Source organism: Gilliamella sp. App6-5 (assembly GCF_001690525.1).
GTDB lineage: Bacteria > Pseudomonadota > Gammaproteobacteria > Enterobacterales > Orbaceae > Gilliamella > Gilliamella apicola_H.
On record NZ_LZGT01000005.1, the window covers coordinates 1 to 15803 of the forward strand.

Sequence of the window (15803 nt, forward strand, 5' to 3'; positions counted from 1 at the left end):
GTCATGCATTGCATGGGCAATATAGGGGCGGTCAGGATTGCCATTCGTAAAAGCAACGGCAACTTCGGTACCCTCAATAAGGGGAAAATGAAAACCATAGGTATTCCCTGAATAAGGCTTGGCAAGCCTAACCCATAAACTTTCTTCGCCTTTTTTCCAGTTTTTTAAATCAAAGTTAAACTTAATACGATAGCGCCCCTGAGGGTCAATATAGCCATAGGTATCGTGATTAGGACTGGTCACTCTTGCTGGTAATGTACCGCTCACTTGTGGCCACGGTAATGGCGCAGGACGATAAGGTTTAAGTACATTAAACGGTATAGCGGTAAAGTGGGTTTGGTATGATTCGGTTCGGTCACCATGACTATGGGTTGCAACAATCATAATGCCGTCTTTGATATCGTTAATTGGGCAGCCATCAATAATAAGAAGTTGCCCTGGCGCTAACTGGTAATCATTACATTTGCCATAAATAGTTAATTGTTCGGTAATATGTTGTTGATGGCGGATGTGGGCATACCATTTGCCACTTTCAACAGTTTGAATATCTCCCTCTGTTTTATGATGCTCTTCATAACGATAGTCATCGCCACGGGTTGTGATATCTTTTTGTTGACTATTATCGGTGATGTGAAGGTTGTTATTTGCCGTGCGGTAGTTGTAATCATTAATACGCACCTGATTGGGTTTGGTTTTGCTGCTAAATTGCAAATCCCATACGCTATGACGGCGACTATCATTTAAACCACTGGGCTGCTTAATTGCAATATTACCCGCCTTTTTTAATCCTTGTTCATAATCACTCATGACCATGACATCACAGCGATGTTTTGGATGCGTTTCAAAATAAAACCAGATACCGACATCAGCTAATAATCGCTGAATAAAGGTTAAATCACTTTCTTGCCACTGGGTAATGAACTCACGAGCAGGGTAAGTTTCATTTAACTCCATTCGAAAATCAATCCCGATAAAACCGTGATTACGCAACACCTCTTCAACGACTTCAACGACGCTTCTATTTTGAAAAATAGCACTTTGATGATGGTTAGCTAGCAATGCCACTTTAGATTCAAACACCACCCGATAGTGAGCTTGGTCTTCACTCATTGAGACAAAACTAAATTCAGTAATCACCCCATAGAGTGTGCGGGGTTTATCTTCAATATCCAGTGAGCTTATTTGGGTGAGTGTAAGTGGTAAGGGGTTGGGATGAAAAGTCAGTGATGCGGTTTGGCTGAGTACTGAATCGATGGATATCTGACGATTTGTGCTGGTAAAATCAATGTAATATTGCCAAGGTTGATTTAACTGCTCTTTGCCTTCGAGTGATAAGACCGAAATTTCTGTTGTCATCTCAAGTCCATCTATCGAAAGCGAGTAACGATTCAGCGGGGTGGTTCTGGCAAGTGAATCAAGATGACTGGTTAACTGATCTATTATGCCCATAGCTTAATCCTTGTTTTATATTTATAATTTTGGTTATCTAAAATAAATCATAAGGTAATCTACACTCTTAAAATACGTATTTTTTTTGAATAGTCAAGGGTTTTTATGAACAATAAAACATTTACGAGTTACAACTTTATTTATGCTGCTTGTTGTTTTTGATGGTGTAGGTTAGTAATTCATTAATGTGTTTATTTAAGAACAGGTTGGCATAAAAATGACTTAGTATGATTTGGTGAGGATATATAATTTATTACAAACAAATTTTATTACAATAATAAAGACGTTGCGATTTTGTTTTTATTAAAGTTAATCATTTTATTACATTTAATTTAAAAGACTTTCCACGTGCATAAGTCTATATGTAACACGTGGAAAATCATGTTGTAAAGCGTTATTTATATAAGTTTACAAAAACAGTTTGTGCTGTGCTTGCTGAGTTGGATGATACTTCTTTTACATAATAAAAATGCGCGCCATTAGCAATGGCATGTTTTTGTGCAGCCGCACTAATGTCGGCAGTATTGTTAAATACACCATGGAAACTAATTGTGTTGTATGGAGTCATGCGTTTAAATGCTTCGCTACTTATTTCGTAAGCTTCTTGACCGTGTATATCGGTTGTGGCGATATAACCCCTAACCGGTGCATCTTGTTTGTATAAGGCAACTTCTATGTCTTGTGCTTGATTTTTGTTATCGGCCGATGAAATAGAATAAACATAAAATGCATAGGCATTTTTTTCAGCGGCTAATTTGCTTGCTGCTTCGGTAATTTCAGAAGTGTTATTGTAATTACCTTTAAATTTAACGACTTCAAATGGTAAATAGTAAAGGGCTTTTGAACGTTCATAAGAAACTACACCATTATAAGTAGTTTCATCTTTCTGTACGGTTATTGGTGCGTTAGATTGATAAATATTAGCATAAACAATAGCACGATCAGAAGAAGTCCCATTGGCTGGATTTTCCATTGCAGTAATATAGTAGTATTTAGCTCCAGCTTCGTCGGCAGCGCGCGAAATATCATTAGCAGCATTATCGGCTTGTAAGTAGCTTCCAGTTACCGATATTTCTTTCAATGGCACTAAAAGACTGCTTTCTTTAGCAGTTAACGGCTGAGCAGCATAAAGATTGGCAACTGGTAAAGATAATAATACGGCTAAAGCAATAGAGGTTTTGTTAAAACGTTTCATGATAGAACCCTTCATTTTTGAATTATTAAAATAGAAAATCACTGTTTAACGCTTATTTAATTTGCAGATATATTAATGGTATTGCTTCGAGAGTATTCGAACTGGCGGATCTCCTGATGTTTTGTCCTTGTCTGCTTGTTAAAAGCGTTAAGACATTATAGTTGTTTTTGCAGGAACGAATATTAAAACAACTAGCTATAGTTATATGATGTTCAGCGATAATCCACAAGATATTTTCATAAAATAGAAGATTACCTAGCACTAATTGCTTAAAATAAAATAAATTGTTAATAAAGTGTTAATGTTTGCTAATTTAGTATGTTCTCACCCATTTTAAAATGATATCCTAATATAGATTATTCTCGAATTGTTTCGATAAAATTCGTAAGGATTTGAGCGGTTAATCCCCAAATAATCCGATTGTGATACCGATAAAAATAGACGGGATGTTTGGATCTTTTTTGCCAATTTGGTGAACGGTTAACTATGACATCAAAAGGGAAATCATCGGCAGGCTTATGCCCCACAAACATTGTCGCACACTGTGGTGGATTATGTATAAACCACTCGATAGGAACGGTAAAAATCTGTTCAACTTCGTCATGGTTTAGTTGTAAATCATCCATTGAGTTGATTGTGCCTACAAATGGGTAAATAATCATGCCTAATGTGGCAATGAATTTGGGTAATTGTCCTAAAATCGTTATTTGATTAAGGGGTATACCTAATTCTTCAACGGTCTCACGTTTAGCGGTGTATTCGGGGTTGATGTCAGTTAATTCAACTCGCCCTCCAGGAAAACAGATATCTCCTGGTTGCCATTTTAATTTTTTCGATCTAACTTGAAATAAAAGATGCAATTGATGATCAATATCAACGATCGGTAATAACACCGCAGCTTTGTTATCAACCAATTTGGCTTTCTCTTGTTTTTTTATCTGGTTAGCTATATTTTCAATTGTCATCATAATTATTTATTTTATTTCTGTTTTAAAATTTTGTTCTATTTACCTTACATTAATAACATGCTAGATTTACCAAATGCGTTAGTTTAATGCGCGTATTTTACCTAATTGAAGCTATGCAACATTATATCAATAACATAAAAAAAGAACTTGAAAATCTTGCTAATTTAAAACGTGAGCGTGCGCTTATTGGAATGCCAGATGAATTTCAACAGGTGTTTTTGCTACTTCCTGCTCTTTTTCATTATCATACTCCTGAATTACCGGGATATATGAAAGGTGACATACCTTCGGGTATTGCTTGTTATAGATTGTCTGATGTTGCAAATAAACTGCTTAAAAGCAAATTCAATTTTGTTGCAAATAAAAACGAAACGACAACTACCGCTTTTCCAGCAATATCCGCTTTATATTCGATGGGAAGTACTTGTTCTATTGGACAATCGGTTCAATCTGATCTTGATATTTGGATATGCATTGAAAACAGTTTAACCGATAATCAAAAAGAAGCATTACAAAAAAAATGTCGTTTAATCGAAAACTGGGCCGCCAATTTGCAAGTCAAATTAACGTTATTTGTGGTCGATGCCGATCGTTTTATTAATAAGCATCATGAATGTCTAATGGGGGAAAATTGCGGATCTGCACAGCATATTTTGTTGCTTGAAGAGTTTTACCGTTCAGCAAATTTATTAGCAGGTAAGTTTTTACTGTGGTATGCGATACCTTACAATTTCACCGTGAATAACGTGTCTTATCCAACTTATGAAAAGTGCGTTAATGTAATGGTTGATCTTAAGTTAATCGAACGAGATCAATGGATTGATTTTGGCCCGCTAACTGGTTTATCAGCTGAAGAGTATTTTGGCGCAAGTTTATGGCAACTGTATAAAAGTATTGATTCCCCCTTTAAAGCAGTCCTTAAAACCCTGTTATTAGAAGCATATTCATGGATTTACCCACAAAATAAACCCATTGCTTATCAAATGAGAGAACTCATTCAAAACGGCGAAATACATAAAGGAATGTATCTAGATTCGTATTACATGCTGTTAGACAGAATTAGTAACTATCTCATTGAAATTAATGATTTTCAGCGACTTGAGTTAATTCGCAATTGCTTTTATTTAAAAGTGAATGAAAAACTGTCCATTCCAATACAATCGCCGTCATGGCGTCGTACTATTTTGAGTGATTTAGTTAGAGAGTGGGGATGGAATGAGCAGCAAATTACAAAATTAGATGCCTGTCAAACTTGGAAAATAGGGCAAGTACGAGAAATACACGAGATTTTATTGCATACCATGATGACAGGTTATCGAAATTTACTCAATTTTGGTCGTCGTAATAATTTAGATTCATTGATTAGTCCTCAAGATCTGGCGATATTGACGCGTAAGCTCTATGCTGCTTTTGAAGTATTACCAGGCAAGATCACCACATTAAAGCTCAATATATCTAATAATTTACAAGAGGACGCATTAACATTTATCCATGTGGCTGAAGATCGCATCAATCGGTCGGGGTGGTATGTTTACAATCAAAAACCTATGTTACAATCAATTATTGGTCATCAATATCTAGAATACAGCAAATACTTAGTAAAACTAGTAGGGTGGTGTTATTTTAATGGCTTAATAGCAAATGCTACTACGTTTTATTATCACGATGGCGAAAATCACAATAACACAAAAATTAATCAATTGATCGCAGATCTCAAAAATTACTTTCCTATTGATGTGCCAGTAGCAACCGAAGAACAGTTATATGGTCCATGCGAAATTCGTCACTTAGCCATTATTTTAAATATAGAAGACGATCCAACCGCTAATATTGAATTAGACGATGAAGTGACCAATAGTGTCTTGAATTATGGCAAATACGAACGAAGTTTGGTGGGATCGATTGATCTTTTGTATCGCAATTCATGGAATGAAATTCGCGTACTCCATTTTAGTGGCACACTATCGGTACTTGAAGCTATTAAGGCATTATTAAATCGTATGCACAAAGATGCAGATCTGCCCAATTCAATCGAAATTTTTTGTTATAGTGAATGTTTAAACGGTGAAATCAAACAGCAAATGAAAAAGCTTATGGATGAATGTATTGATTTACGTTTAACGACGACTCAAAACAACTCAACGCAAGTCAAGCCATTAAGAATAGGAGGCTGTTCGTGGTATCTATTTTTTGAGCGATTAGGCGTTTCATGTCATCAATTTGAAAATGCGATCGATTTTTATGGTGCGGTATCAAATAACAAAGTACAAGGCAGACCGCTAAACATTTTAGACGAAACCAATGAATTACCGACAGAAATTGATAGCGTTGCCTATGCTGGGATCATTCAATTCTTTTTTGAAGATACAGATTTAGGTTTTGATCTTTACATCCTAAATGAACATAACCAAGTCGAAATTTACCGTAACTGCAATGGATCAAAAGAGAACATGGTTAAAGATATCAATGAATTTTATGCTCTATCTGATGATCGCTTTACATTTACGACTAGTAGCTCAGTGAATTTTAATCTACCTCAATTTTATCAAATTACTTATAATGACTGTAATGAACGCGAGATCATTCCACTCAATTAAAAGAACAAAAACGATTTTATTTGAAAATAATTATGTTAAAAAGTTTCAGGAAAATGTGTGTTTTAGTATAAAAAGAGTAAAAATGTACAATGAATAAGTAAAATAATTAAATTTCTATTAAAATAATGGGAACTTTTTTTTAATTTAAGAATCTAACTGTATGTCAGCGCAAATTTTGGGGTCGATTGACAGTTATTAATATAATAAGGAAAGGCCTTTAATGGGGGAGCAAATAACAGACCAAGTATTAGTTGATCGCGTCCTTAACGGAGATAAAAACGCATTTAATTTGCTTGTGGTTCGTTATCAAAATAAATTGGCTCATTTGGTTTCTCGTTATGTATTAGCATCTGAAGTTCCCGATGTTGTGCAAGAGACTTTTATTAAGGCCTATCGGTCATTAAGTTTGTTTAAAGGTGAAAGTGTTTTTTACACATGGTTGTATCGAATTGCAGTAAATACCGCAAAAAATTACTTAACCTCTCAAGGACGAAGGCCGCCATTATCAGATATTGATGCTAGTGAAGCCGAAAGTTATGAAGGTGCGGATTCATTACGGGATCTTGATAATCCCGAAAATTTAGCACTTTCAGATGAAGTAAAAAAAACTGTATTTGCAGCGATCGAAGCGCTACCTGATGATTTAAAAACCGCAATTACCTTACGCGAAATCGACGGTTTAAGTTACGAAGAAATTGCTGAAATTATGGATGTACCCGTTGGAACAGTGCGATCACGTATTTTTAGAGCACGTGATGCGATAGATGAAAAAATTAAACCATTACTCAGTTGATGCCTACAAAATCATTGATAAAAAGTAGTCATAAATTTAAGGTATTTACTATGCAAATAGAACGCAAAGAGCAACTTTCATTACTTATGGATGGCGAGTTTACAAACGAACATATTATCGATGAAATATCGCATGATGAAAGTTTGCAATCATACTGGCATCGTTATCATATTGTAAGAGACACAATGCGCGGTCACTTGCATAGTAGCGCATTAACTTTAGATATCACAAATCAAATCGCACAAGCGATCGCAACCGAAGATTTATACAATCAACTTGCTGATCAACCTGATATTAACGCAACCACGCCACCAAAAGCGGAAAATCTAATTTGGATTCACGTTAAAGACTTTTTTGCTAAAGTAAGTCAAGTCGGACTTGCAGCGTGTGTAACGCTTGGCATTATTGCAGGTGTACAATATCATCAAGGTCAAACAGATAATACCAGTACAAGCCCTACACTAAATACGGTGCCAATTGGTGTGAATGTGGCTCCGGTGGGAGGGATCCATCAACAAAACGACCAGCAATTACTTGAAAAACGACAATATGACAAAATCAGATTGCTTGTGCAAGATTATGAATTGCAAAAAAGATTAAATGCTCACTAATTCGAAATGAAATTACCCAATTATTTCGTTGAACATTTTATAAAACAGAGTCAAAATATTATATTTACTCTGTTTTTTGCGTTTTTTTCAGTATCCATTTATGCTAACGATACTGAGGATGCCTTAGCGTTATTAAACAAAATGCATCATGCAGTACAAACACAAGATTATCGAATTTATTTCTTGTCGCAAGATAAAAATCAGTATGCAACTACATTCGAATATTACCATTTAGGTGCTACTACAAAGGAAGATATTAACGCCTATTTGCGCTATCTTGAAGGTTCTGATAAAGAGATTATCTTGCATAATGGCGTAACTAGTTACTTTCAACCTGATAGTCCTGCATTTTCCATCACTAGTTCGCGCATTGTCGAGGCTTTTCCTGATGTTATTTATAATAATTTTAACGAACTTAAAAAGATTTATGACTTTATTGCATTAGGCAAAGCAAGAACCGCTAATCGCAGCGCGCAATTGGTCAAAATCATCGCCAAAGAACAGGATCGCTATAGCTACGTGATTTGGATTGATGATGACACCTATTTACCGATCAGGATCGACTTATTAGATCAAAATAGCGATATTATTAACCAGATAAAAGTGCTTAATCTTGATAAAAATTTTGACAAAAAAGGTCTGGTGAACAACATCAATAGCCGAGCGTACCCGATTTTATTATCGATCGAAAAACAAAATAATGCGCTCGACCAATGGCGACTAGCTTGGTTGCCTAAAGGATTTAAAGAAATCGCCGCCTATAATTTAAATTTTTACAGTTCAGACATTGCGACTAAACTATTTTCAGATGGTGTATTTTCGTTTACGATTAACATCTCATCTGAACAAGCTAAGCAATCTTACCAAATTATTCAACAAGGTGGGCGGACTATTTATTCAACTAACGTGGGACATAAAAATATTATTGTTATTGGTAATTTACCGCTAACGACCATTGAGCGTATTGCGCAAAATATTATCCAGAAATAAGTGCAAACTTCTCGATAACGCTATGCTTAGCAGTGATAAATGTGTAAAATGTTCCTCTTTCTGACTATGTAATTATTAGCAATATTGGTAATAACCAAAAAACGCTTTAGATAGTTAACCGTTAATAACCAAGATACTAATTATAATTTATTAATATGAATAAAAATATCCGCAATTTTTCAATTATTGCCCATATTGACCATGGTAAATCAACGCTTTCAGACCGCATAATTCAGATTTGTGGTGGACTGTCAGATCGCGAAATGGAAGCCCAAGTGCTCGATTCTATGGATCTTGAGCGTGAGCGAGGGATCACCATTAAAGCACAAAGCGTAACGCTTGATTATCATGCTAAAAATGGCGAAACCTATCAGCTCAATTTTATTGACACGCCAGGCCATGTTGACTTTTCGTACGAAGTCTCGCGCTCGCTTGCTGCTTGTGAAGGGGCATTATTAGTTGTTGATGCCGGGCAAGGTGTTGAAGCGCAAACGCTAGCAAACTGCTATACTGCGTTAGATATGGATCTTGAGGTTGTCCCTGTTCTTAACAAAATTGATTTACCAGCGGCTGAACCAGAGCGCGTAGCGGCTGAAATCGAAGATATTGTTGGCATTGATGCAAGCAATGCCGTTCGCTGTTCGGCTAAAACTGGTGTTGGTGTTATTGATGTGCTTGAACAATTAGTTAGCGACATCCCTCCACCAGAAGGTGACTCAACAGCGCCATTACAAGCCCTCATTATTGATTCATGGTTTGATAACTACTTAGGTGTTGTCTCATTAATTCGCATAAAAAATGGCGAATTAAACAAAGGCGATAAAATCAAAGTTATGAGCACAGGCATGACTTATAACGTTGATCGACTTGGCATTTTCACGCCTAAACAGGTTGACAAACAATGCCTACATTGCGGTGAAGTGGGCTGGGTTGTTTGTGCTATCAAAGATATACTAGGTGCGCCAGTGGGGGATACCTTAACTTTAGCAAAAGCACCTGCGCAAAATCCATTACCTGGTTTCAAAAAGGTCAAACCACAAGTTTATGCTGGATTATTCCCAACTAGTTCTGACGATTACGAAGCTTTTCGCGATGCCCTTGGCAAATTAAGCCTAAATGATGCCTCATTGTTTTATGAGCCAGAAAATTCTGGCGCTTTAGGGTTTGGATTCCGTTGTGGTTTCCTCGGCTTATTACATATGGAAATCATTCAAGAACGCTTAGAGCGTGAATACAACCTTGATTTGATAACCACTGCGCCAACGGTTGTTTATGAAGTACTAACCACATCGAACGAAACAATTTATGTTGATAGTCCAGCTAAATTACCAGCAGTAAATAACATTCAAGAATTACGCGAACCAATAGCAGAATGTAACATATTAGTTCCGCAAACTTATTTAGGCAACGTCATCACACTTTGTGTTGAAAAACGTGGCGTGCAAACCAATATGGTTTATCATGGCAATCAAGTTGCTTTAACGTACGAAATTCCAATGACAGAAGTCGTATTAGACTTTTTTGACAAACTAAAATCGACTTCGCGTGGGTATGCCTCATTAGATTATAGTTTTAAACGATTCCAAGCTGCTGACATGGTAAGGTTGGATGTATTAATTAATGGTGAACGTGTTGACGCATTAGCCTTAATTACCCACAAAGACAACGCACCATATCGTGGACGAGAATTAGTCGAAAAAATGAAAGATCTTATTCCTCGTCAACTATTTGATATCGCCATTCAAGCGGCTATCGGTAATCATGTCATAGCACGTTCAACGGTCAAACAGCTACGTAAAAACGTATTGGCCAAATGTTATGGTGGTGATGTAAGTCGTAAAAAGAAACTTTTACAGAAGCAAAAAGAAGGTAAAAAACGCATGAAACAAGTGGGTAATGTTGAATTACCACAAGAAGCGTTTTTAGCGATTTTGCATGTAGGAAAAGATTAACTAATTAAAACAAATCCATAAAAAGATTTATATAAAGAGGAAAAAAAATGGCTGGAATATTTGCCATCATATTAACATTAGCAACATTCATTACGGGTGTTTTCTGGTTTTTAGAAAAATTCAAATGGAAACCAGCAAGACAGCGCAAAGTTGAAGAAGTTCGCACCCAAAGCAATGGCGAAGTAGATGGAAAAATACTTGCCGAAGTTGGTAAACCCAAAGGTTGGGTTGAAAACTTAGCGTCGTTTTTTCCCGTTTTGTTTGTGGTATTTGTTATTCGCTCATTTATATATGAACCGTTTCAAATTCCATCGGGGTCAATGATACAAACACTATTAATCGGTGACTTTATTGCGGTTGAAAAATTTTCGTATGGTATGCGTGATCCTATTACCAACACCGTTATCATTCCAACAGGACATCCCAAACGTGGTGATGTGGCGGTATTTAAACACCCAACTATTCCCCAAATGGATCTGATTAAGCGCGTTGTTGGTCTGCCTGGTGACAAAATCGTCTATCTGGTTAAAGAAAAGCAAATTTTAATCTATCCAGCGTGCCAAACAATGGATAGCAATTGTATAGGGCAACAATCACAGCCACTTGATTTACATTACAGCGAACCCAAAGCAAGTAACTGGAAAGAAGTTCACGAACAGTTCAAATCAAACCCGAGTTTTTATACTTTAGACCAATATGCCGACAAAGGGATTGTTGATTCTAACTCTATCGTGACATTGAATATGAACATTCAACAAGAAACCCTAGGCGACACGCAGCACGATATTTTAACAACGCAAGGTTCGCAAGAAGATCCAAAATATTATTATCATCAAGAAGGTCAACCTGTAGCGACTTGGGTTGTACCACAAGGTCATTACTTTATGATGGGCGATAACCGCGATAACAGTGGCGACAGTCGATACTTTGGTTTTGTGCCCGAAGGTAACTTTGTTGGTAAAGCAACAGCGATTTGGATGAGCTTTGAAAAACAGCCCAACGAATGGCCTACTGGAATTCGCTTTAGTCGTATTGGTGGCATACATTAATAACTATTAATCATGAAAAAATTTAGTCAAATTCAACAATCAATCGGCTATCAGTTTCAAGATATCTCCCTACTTGAATTAGCACTCACTCATCGAAGTGCTAATAAACTGCATAACGAACGTTTAGAGTTTTTAGGGGATTCTATTTTAAGCGTTGTCATTGCCGACGAACTCTATCACCGATTTGTCAAACAAGACGAAGGTGATCTAAGCCAAATGCGAGCAACATTAGTTTGCGGGCAAACACTTGCCGAAATCGGTAAAGATTTCAAATTGGGCGATCACCTTATTTTAGGGCAAGGCGAGCTAAAAAGTGGTGGGTTTCGTCGTGAATCAATTATTTCTGATGCCGTTGAGGCCATTATTGGTGCTATTTACTTAGATAGCAACATCGACACTATTCGTCCGCTGATTTTATCGTGGTATCAAAGTCGCTTAAACCAAATCCAACCAGGCATTAAACAAAAAGATGCCAAAACAAGATTGCAAGAATATTTACAAGGAATTCATCGTCCACGCCCGTGTTATTTAATTGTCGAAGTAACTGGTGATAACCACGCGCAAGAATTCTTAATTCAATGTAAAATCGACAACGATAGCCACGAATATTTAGGGCGTGGCTTAAGTCGCCGAAAAGCCGAACAAGCTGCCGCACAAGAAGCTCTCAACCAATTAGGTATAAAATGACAGAAACAACACAACATTGTGGATTTGTCGCCATTGTTGGGCGACCAAATGTAGGTAAATCAACGCTATTAAACCAATTACTTGGTCAAAAAGTCTCGATTACATCACGCAAGGCACAAACGACTCGTCACCGTATTGTCGGTATCGACACACAGAATAACGACCAAATTATCTATATCGACACACCTGGGCTCCATATTGAAGAAAAAAGAGCCATTAACCGCTTAATGAATCGTGCAGCAAGCAGTTCAATTGGCGATGTAGAGCTAGTGATTTTTGTGGTTGAAGGAACACATTGGAATGACGATGATGAAATGGTCGCCAACAAACTAAAAGACTGCAAAAGTCCAGTTTTGCTAGTCATTAATAAGATTGATAACGTCAGCGACAAAACACAATTATTACCGCATATTCAAGCGATAAGCCAAAAAGTTAACTTTCTAGATGTTGTGCCAATTAGCGCTGAAAAAGGAGAGGGTGTTGAGATTATCAAAGATATCGTCAAAAAACACTTACCTGAAGGCGAACACCATTTTCCTGAAGATTACATAACCGACCGCTCGCAACGCTTTATGGCATCGGAAATCATCCGTGAAAAACTGATGCGTTTTTTAGGCGATGAATTACCTTATTCCGTGACCGTTGAAATTGAACAATTTAAAGTTGATGAACGCAACGGAATGTATCGCATTAACGGATTAATCTTAGTTGAACGCGATGGACAAAAGAAAATGGTCATCGGCAATAAAGGCGAAAAAATCAAAAAAATTGGTATTGAAGCCCGCAAAGATATGCAGTCATTTTTTGACAACAAAGTGCATCTAGAACTTTGGGTAAAAGTCAAAGCTGGTTGGGCGGATGATGAGCGAGCATTGCGGAGTTTAGGTTATAGTGATGATTAAAGATCTTATTCGATCTTTTGTGATTAATCAGGCATATTTATGCCTGATTTTTTTAATTCTATTTTCAATTTTTTTGTAAAAATCAAATAAAATTAATTTTTTGATTGATTTTTCTTTTTTCAAAGCTTTTAAATCTAGCCTATGTTTTGTCAAGAAAAATAAAATGGTGCGTTAAAACCGCATCCAAATAGACTTTAAACAGACATCAAATCCCTGAAAATATCTTATAACCAATTGATTTTATTTAAAAACCATCAAATAAAAACTTTAATAAAATCAATGTTCTGCCTGAATGATTTTTGATGGTTCTTCAAGACTTTCTACAAGGTTATTTGGGATTTGGTTAAATTTGGAACTTTATTGTTGTTGCTATTTATTTCACCAAAAGGACAAAACATTCGAAACAATTCTTCTACAAAATTATCACTATCAAAACACAAATCTTTCAATACTTTAAGTGTTTGAGCAAAGTTTAATAAAATAATCCTTGAAAATTCTTTAAAAAATCCCCCAAAAAAACTAGCCAAGCTTTTTTAAAATGGTTATACTTTCGCCGATTTGAAAAAATTAGCCGATTTAATGATCGAACAAGTATAAAAAATTGAAATTAAACATGATTTTACTTGACTGGGGAACCATAATGCATTATCATATTAGACACCAGACACCAGACACCAGCACTGGCAAACCTATGTCTTAAATTTATCAAATAGCTCCATTAGACAAGTTTTTACGCTTTCCTCGTTTATATCCTCGAAATTATCTCCCAAATTATTGTTGAAATTCTTCTCAAGAATCCTGTTGACATTGTTATTCTTGTTGACTTCATGGAATTTGCAAGCATTGGTTGGTAAAAATAATCGAGGAGTTAATAATCGCAGCGATGCAATAATATTGCCATCGGCTGTTGTCAATTTCGCTCGGCCGAATCTGATTTGGGGTACAGATGAAAACGCTGGCCCATCTGGCGTGTGGGACCCAAGTAAGGGATTTTTTACGCAATCCACTCACCCCGCATCATACGCGCTTAATTTTCCGACCACAGGTGCCGATGGATTATATTTTGATTTAGATATAGCGGGCGTTGATGCAAGTGAATTAATATGGGAACCTGTTACGCATGAGGGTATAACTGCCACAGTAGAATGGCAACATATAACAGATGGGTGGAGTGTGTGGATGGATGGTCCAGAAGAGGTGACGCGCGTTACCCTAGCAGGTCCTAAGCTGAATAATTCTTGGCTAGCTGAGCTTCCATCATATCCTGGTCTAGTTTATAAGCCAAATTTACCGCAGACATTTGAATTAGTGGGTAAAGATAGAGAGGGTAATGAGGTTGTAACATATGGATTTGTATTACACCAATGGTTCCTTGCCCGTGATGCAGAGGGCGATGGTGATGTTTCCCATGCTGAGTGGTGTAATGGTTTAGGCTATCGACTTCCGAAAGTAAAAGACCTTACCAACGCGGTCTGTCTTGATTATGACCACGACCCAGATAACGATGAATGTTATGGTGCCGTTGGCGCTACGCCATCATCAAGTGGGAATTACTATCAGCGTCAAATAGGGGCCGGATTTTTCACGGAGTGGGGCAAAATGCGTTATTACTTCAAAGCAGGCTTCAGTGACGACGGCTATCCAGTAACTGACCCAACAGGTGACGATACGTTCTTTGCTGTGGTTACGTTTGACGGTTCTGTGTTTCGCAATCCTTCGTATGTTATTTATGAGGGGCTTTGCGTCACGCCTTAGCTTTTGTTTTTAGTTCTTGATTTTTAGTCATGGTACTCATCAAGAATAATCTATCAAAGATCATAGCCCCTGCGTTATGCGGGGCGCCGAAGCAAGCTATGCGCTTTTGCTACTAGATAGCAAAAGCGCTTATTCCAGAAAAATAAAAAATAAAACCCACGGTAATAATAAACAGAAACAGCCTATAATCCATTGATTTTATTAAAAGCTCACAAGAAAAAGCTAAATAAAATCAATTTTCTACCTGAAAGATTTCGAAAGAATTCTAAGGCTTCTTTTCACCGGCTTAGTTTTGCCGATTAAGTTAATTTGCTTAGCGCATTTGGTTGCACGTTAATGAATTACATTATTGAATTTCAATATAGAAATTTGTTTAAATAATCCGTAGTTCTTTTAATGATAATTTAATAAATGCATAAAAAATAGGCGCAAAAATTAAACCAATAACGCCAAAAAGAGTCTCTAAAAGCGGATAGATCCTAAATGTTCCTGCTTTTGCAATATGAGTTTTAAATAAAAAAAGAATAAGAAAAATTTTACTTGCATGATGAGCGCGAGCCTGCCGAATCATTATTCAATTGTTTTCTCTTGAGAAAATTGATTTAGATAAATATTAATGAATATTATAGAACAAAAAAAGTCCTCATTTTTGGAAAAATCTAAAAATTATTAAAAAACATTCGGTAGTGATTTTATTGTAATTTTATTTTGTTGTTTTTTTACAAAAATAGAAATTTCAATTCTTCAAATCTTTCCCAAAAAGCTTAATTAACCCCAATATTTACATTTCGTTATTCCCAAAAAAACCTAGCCAAGCTTTTTTAAAATGGTTATACTTTCACCGATTTAAAAATC

General features: G+C 36.4%; 12 protein-coding genes. 9 read left to right on the plus strand and 3 right to left on the minus strand.

The window, feature by feature from the left end:
• The 3 genes from A9G24_RS01120 to A9G24_RS01130 form a co-directional block, all read right to left on the minus strand.
• Nucleotides 1-1449, minus strand: a 1449-nt coding sequence (locus A9G24_RS01120; protein WP_141673016.1) for a type VI secretion system Vgr family protein, incomplete at its 3' end; no start/stop codon positions are given.
• A gap of 394 nt (nucleotides 1450-1843) precedes the next feature.
• Nucleotides 1844-2644 (minus strand): YdgH/BhsA/McbA-like domain containing protein, encoded by an 801-nt coding sequence (locus A9G24_RS01125; protein ID WP_065637393.1) that lies wholly within the window; start codon nucleotides 2642-2644, stop codon nucleotides 1844-1846.
• 356 nt (nucleotides 2645-3000) lie between these two features.
• Nucleotides 3001-3612, minus strand: a complete 612-nt coding sequence (locus A9G24_RS01130) for an NUDIX hydrolase (protein WP_081303025.1) — start codon at nucleotides 3610-3612, stop codon at nucleotides 3001-3003.
• An 86-nt stretch (nucleotides 3613-3698) separates the two neighbouring features.
• On the opposite strand from A9G24_RS01130, the gene A9G24_RS01135 reads away from it, so the two are divergent.
• The 9 genes from A9G24_RS01135 to A9G24_RS01180 all read left to right on the plus strand — a co-directional run bounded on the left by A9G24_RS01135 (nucleotide 3699) and on the right by A9G24_RS01180 (nucleotide 14948).
• On the plus strand, nucleotides 3699-6209 hold the full coding sequence (locus A9G24_RS01135; RefSeq protein ID WP_065637394.1) for a class I adenylate cyclase: 2511 nt from the start codon (nucleotides 3699-3701) through the stop codon (nucleotides 6207-6209).
• A gap of 220 nt (nucleotides 6210-6429) precedes the next feature.
• Complete coding sequence (gene rpoE, locus A9G24_RS01140) at nucleotides 6430-7002, plus strand: RNA polymerase sigma factor RpoE (protein WP_065637395.1); 573 nt, start codon at nucleotides 6430-6432, stop codon at nucleotides 7000-7002.
• Nucleotides 7003-7052: 50 nt separating this feature from the next.
• A complete protein-coding gene (locus A9G24_RS01145) occupies nucleotides 7053-7613 on the plus strand; it encodes an RseA family anti-sigma factor (protein WP_065637396.1) in 561 nt (186 codons plus the stop codon).
• Nucleotides 7614-7619: 6 nt separating this feature from the next.
• On the plus strand, nucleotides 7620-8603 hold the full coding sequence (locus tag A9G24_RS01150) for a MucB/RseB C-terminal domain-containing protein (RefSeq protein ID WP_065637397.1): 984 nt from the start codon (nucleotides 7620-7622) through the stop codon (nucleotides 8601-8603).
• Between the two features lie 155 nt (nucleotides 8604-8758).
• Nucleotides 8759-10555: a translation elongation factor 4 gene (gene lepA / locus A9G24_RS01155; protein WP_065637398.1), complete on the plus strand. Its 1797-nt coding sequence runs from the start codon at nucleotides 8759-8761 to the stop codon at nucleotides 10553-10555.
• A 47-nt stretch (nucleotides 10556-10602) separates the two neighbouring features.
• Nucleotides 10603-11604, plus strand: coding sequence for a signal peptidase I (gene lepB, locus A9G24_RS01160; protein WP_065637399.1), 1002 nt, complete (start codon nucleotides 10603-10605; stop codon nucleotides 11602-11604).
• A 9-nt stretch (nucleotides 11605-11613) separates the two neighbouring features.
• On the plus strand, nucleotides 11614-12291 hold the full coding sequence (gene rnc / locus A9G24_RS01165) for a ribonuclease III (RefSeq protein ID WP_442902745.1): 678 nt from the start codon (nucleotides 11614-11616) through the stop codon (nucleotides 12289-12291).
• A complete protein-coding gene (gene era, locus A9G24_RS01170; protein WP_065637401.1) occupies nucleotides 12288-13193 on the plus strand; it encodes a GTPase Era in 906 nt (301 codons plus the stop codon). The genes rnc and era overlap by 4 nt, the downstream gene beginning before the upstream one ends.
• Nucleotides 13194-13994: 801 nt before the next feature.
• Nucleotides 13995-14948: a hypothetical protein gene (locus A9G24_RS01180; RefSeq protein ID WP_141673017.1), complete on the plus strand. Its 954-nt coding sequence runs from the start codon at nucleotides 13995-13997 to the stop codon at nucleotides 14946-14948.
• Nucleotides 14949-15803 lie beyond the last annotated feature (855 nt).

What these genes read in the sequence shown, in the direction of transcription:
- A9G24_RS01145 (WP_065637396.1), top strand. Translation starts at nt 7,053, where the DNA reads ATGCAAATAGAACGCAAAGAGCAACTTTCATTACTTATGGATGGCGAG.
- lepA (WP_065637398.1), top strand. Translation starts at nt 8,759, where the DNA reads ATGAATAAAAATATCCGCAATTTTTCAATTATTGCCCATATTGACCAT.
- era (WP_065637401.1), top strand. Translation starts at nt 12,288, where the DNA reads ATGACAGAAACAACACAACATTGTGGATTTGTCGCCATTGTTGGGCGA.
- A9G24_RS01130 (WP_081303025.1), bottom strand. Translation starts at nt 3,612, where the DNA reads ATGATGACAATTGAAAATATAGCTAACCAGATAAAAAAACAAGAGAAA.
- A9G24_RS01150 (WP_065637397.1), top strand. Translation starts at nt 7,620, where the DNA reads ATGAAATTACCCAATTATTTCGTTGAACATTTTATAAAACAGAGTCAA.
- A9G24_RS01125 (WP_065637393.1), bottom strand. Translation starts at nt 2,644, where the DNA reads ATGAAACGTTTTAACAAAACCTCTATTGCTTTAGCCGTATTATTATCT.
- rpoE (WP_065637395.1), top strand. Translation starts at nt 6,430, where the DNA reads ATGGGGGAGCAAATAACAGACCAAGTATTAGTTGATCGCGTCCTTAAC.
- A9G24_RS01135 (WP_065637394.1), top strand. Translation starts at nt 3,699, where the DNA reads ATGCGCGTATTTTACCTAATTGAAGCTATGCAACATTATATCAATAAC.
- lepB (WP_065637399.1), top strand. Translation starts at nt 10,603, where the DNA reads ATGGCTGGAATATTTGCCATCATATTAACATTAGCAACATTCATTACG.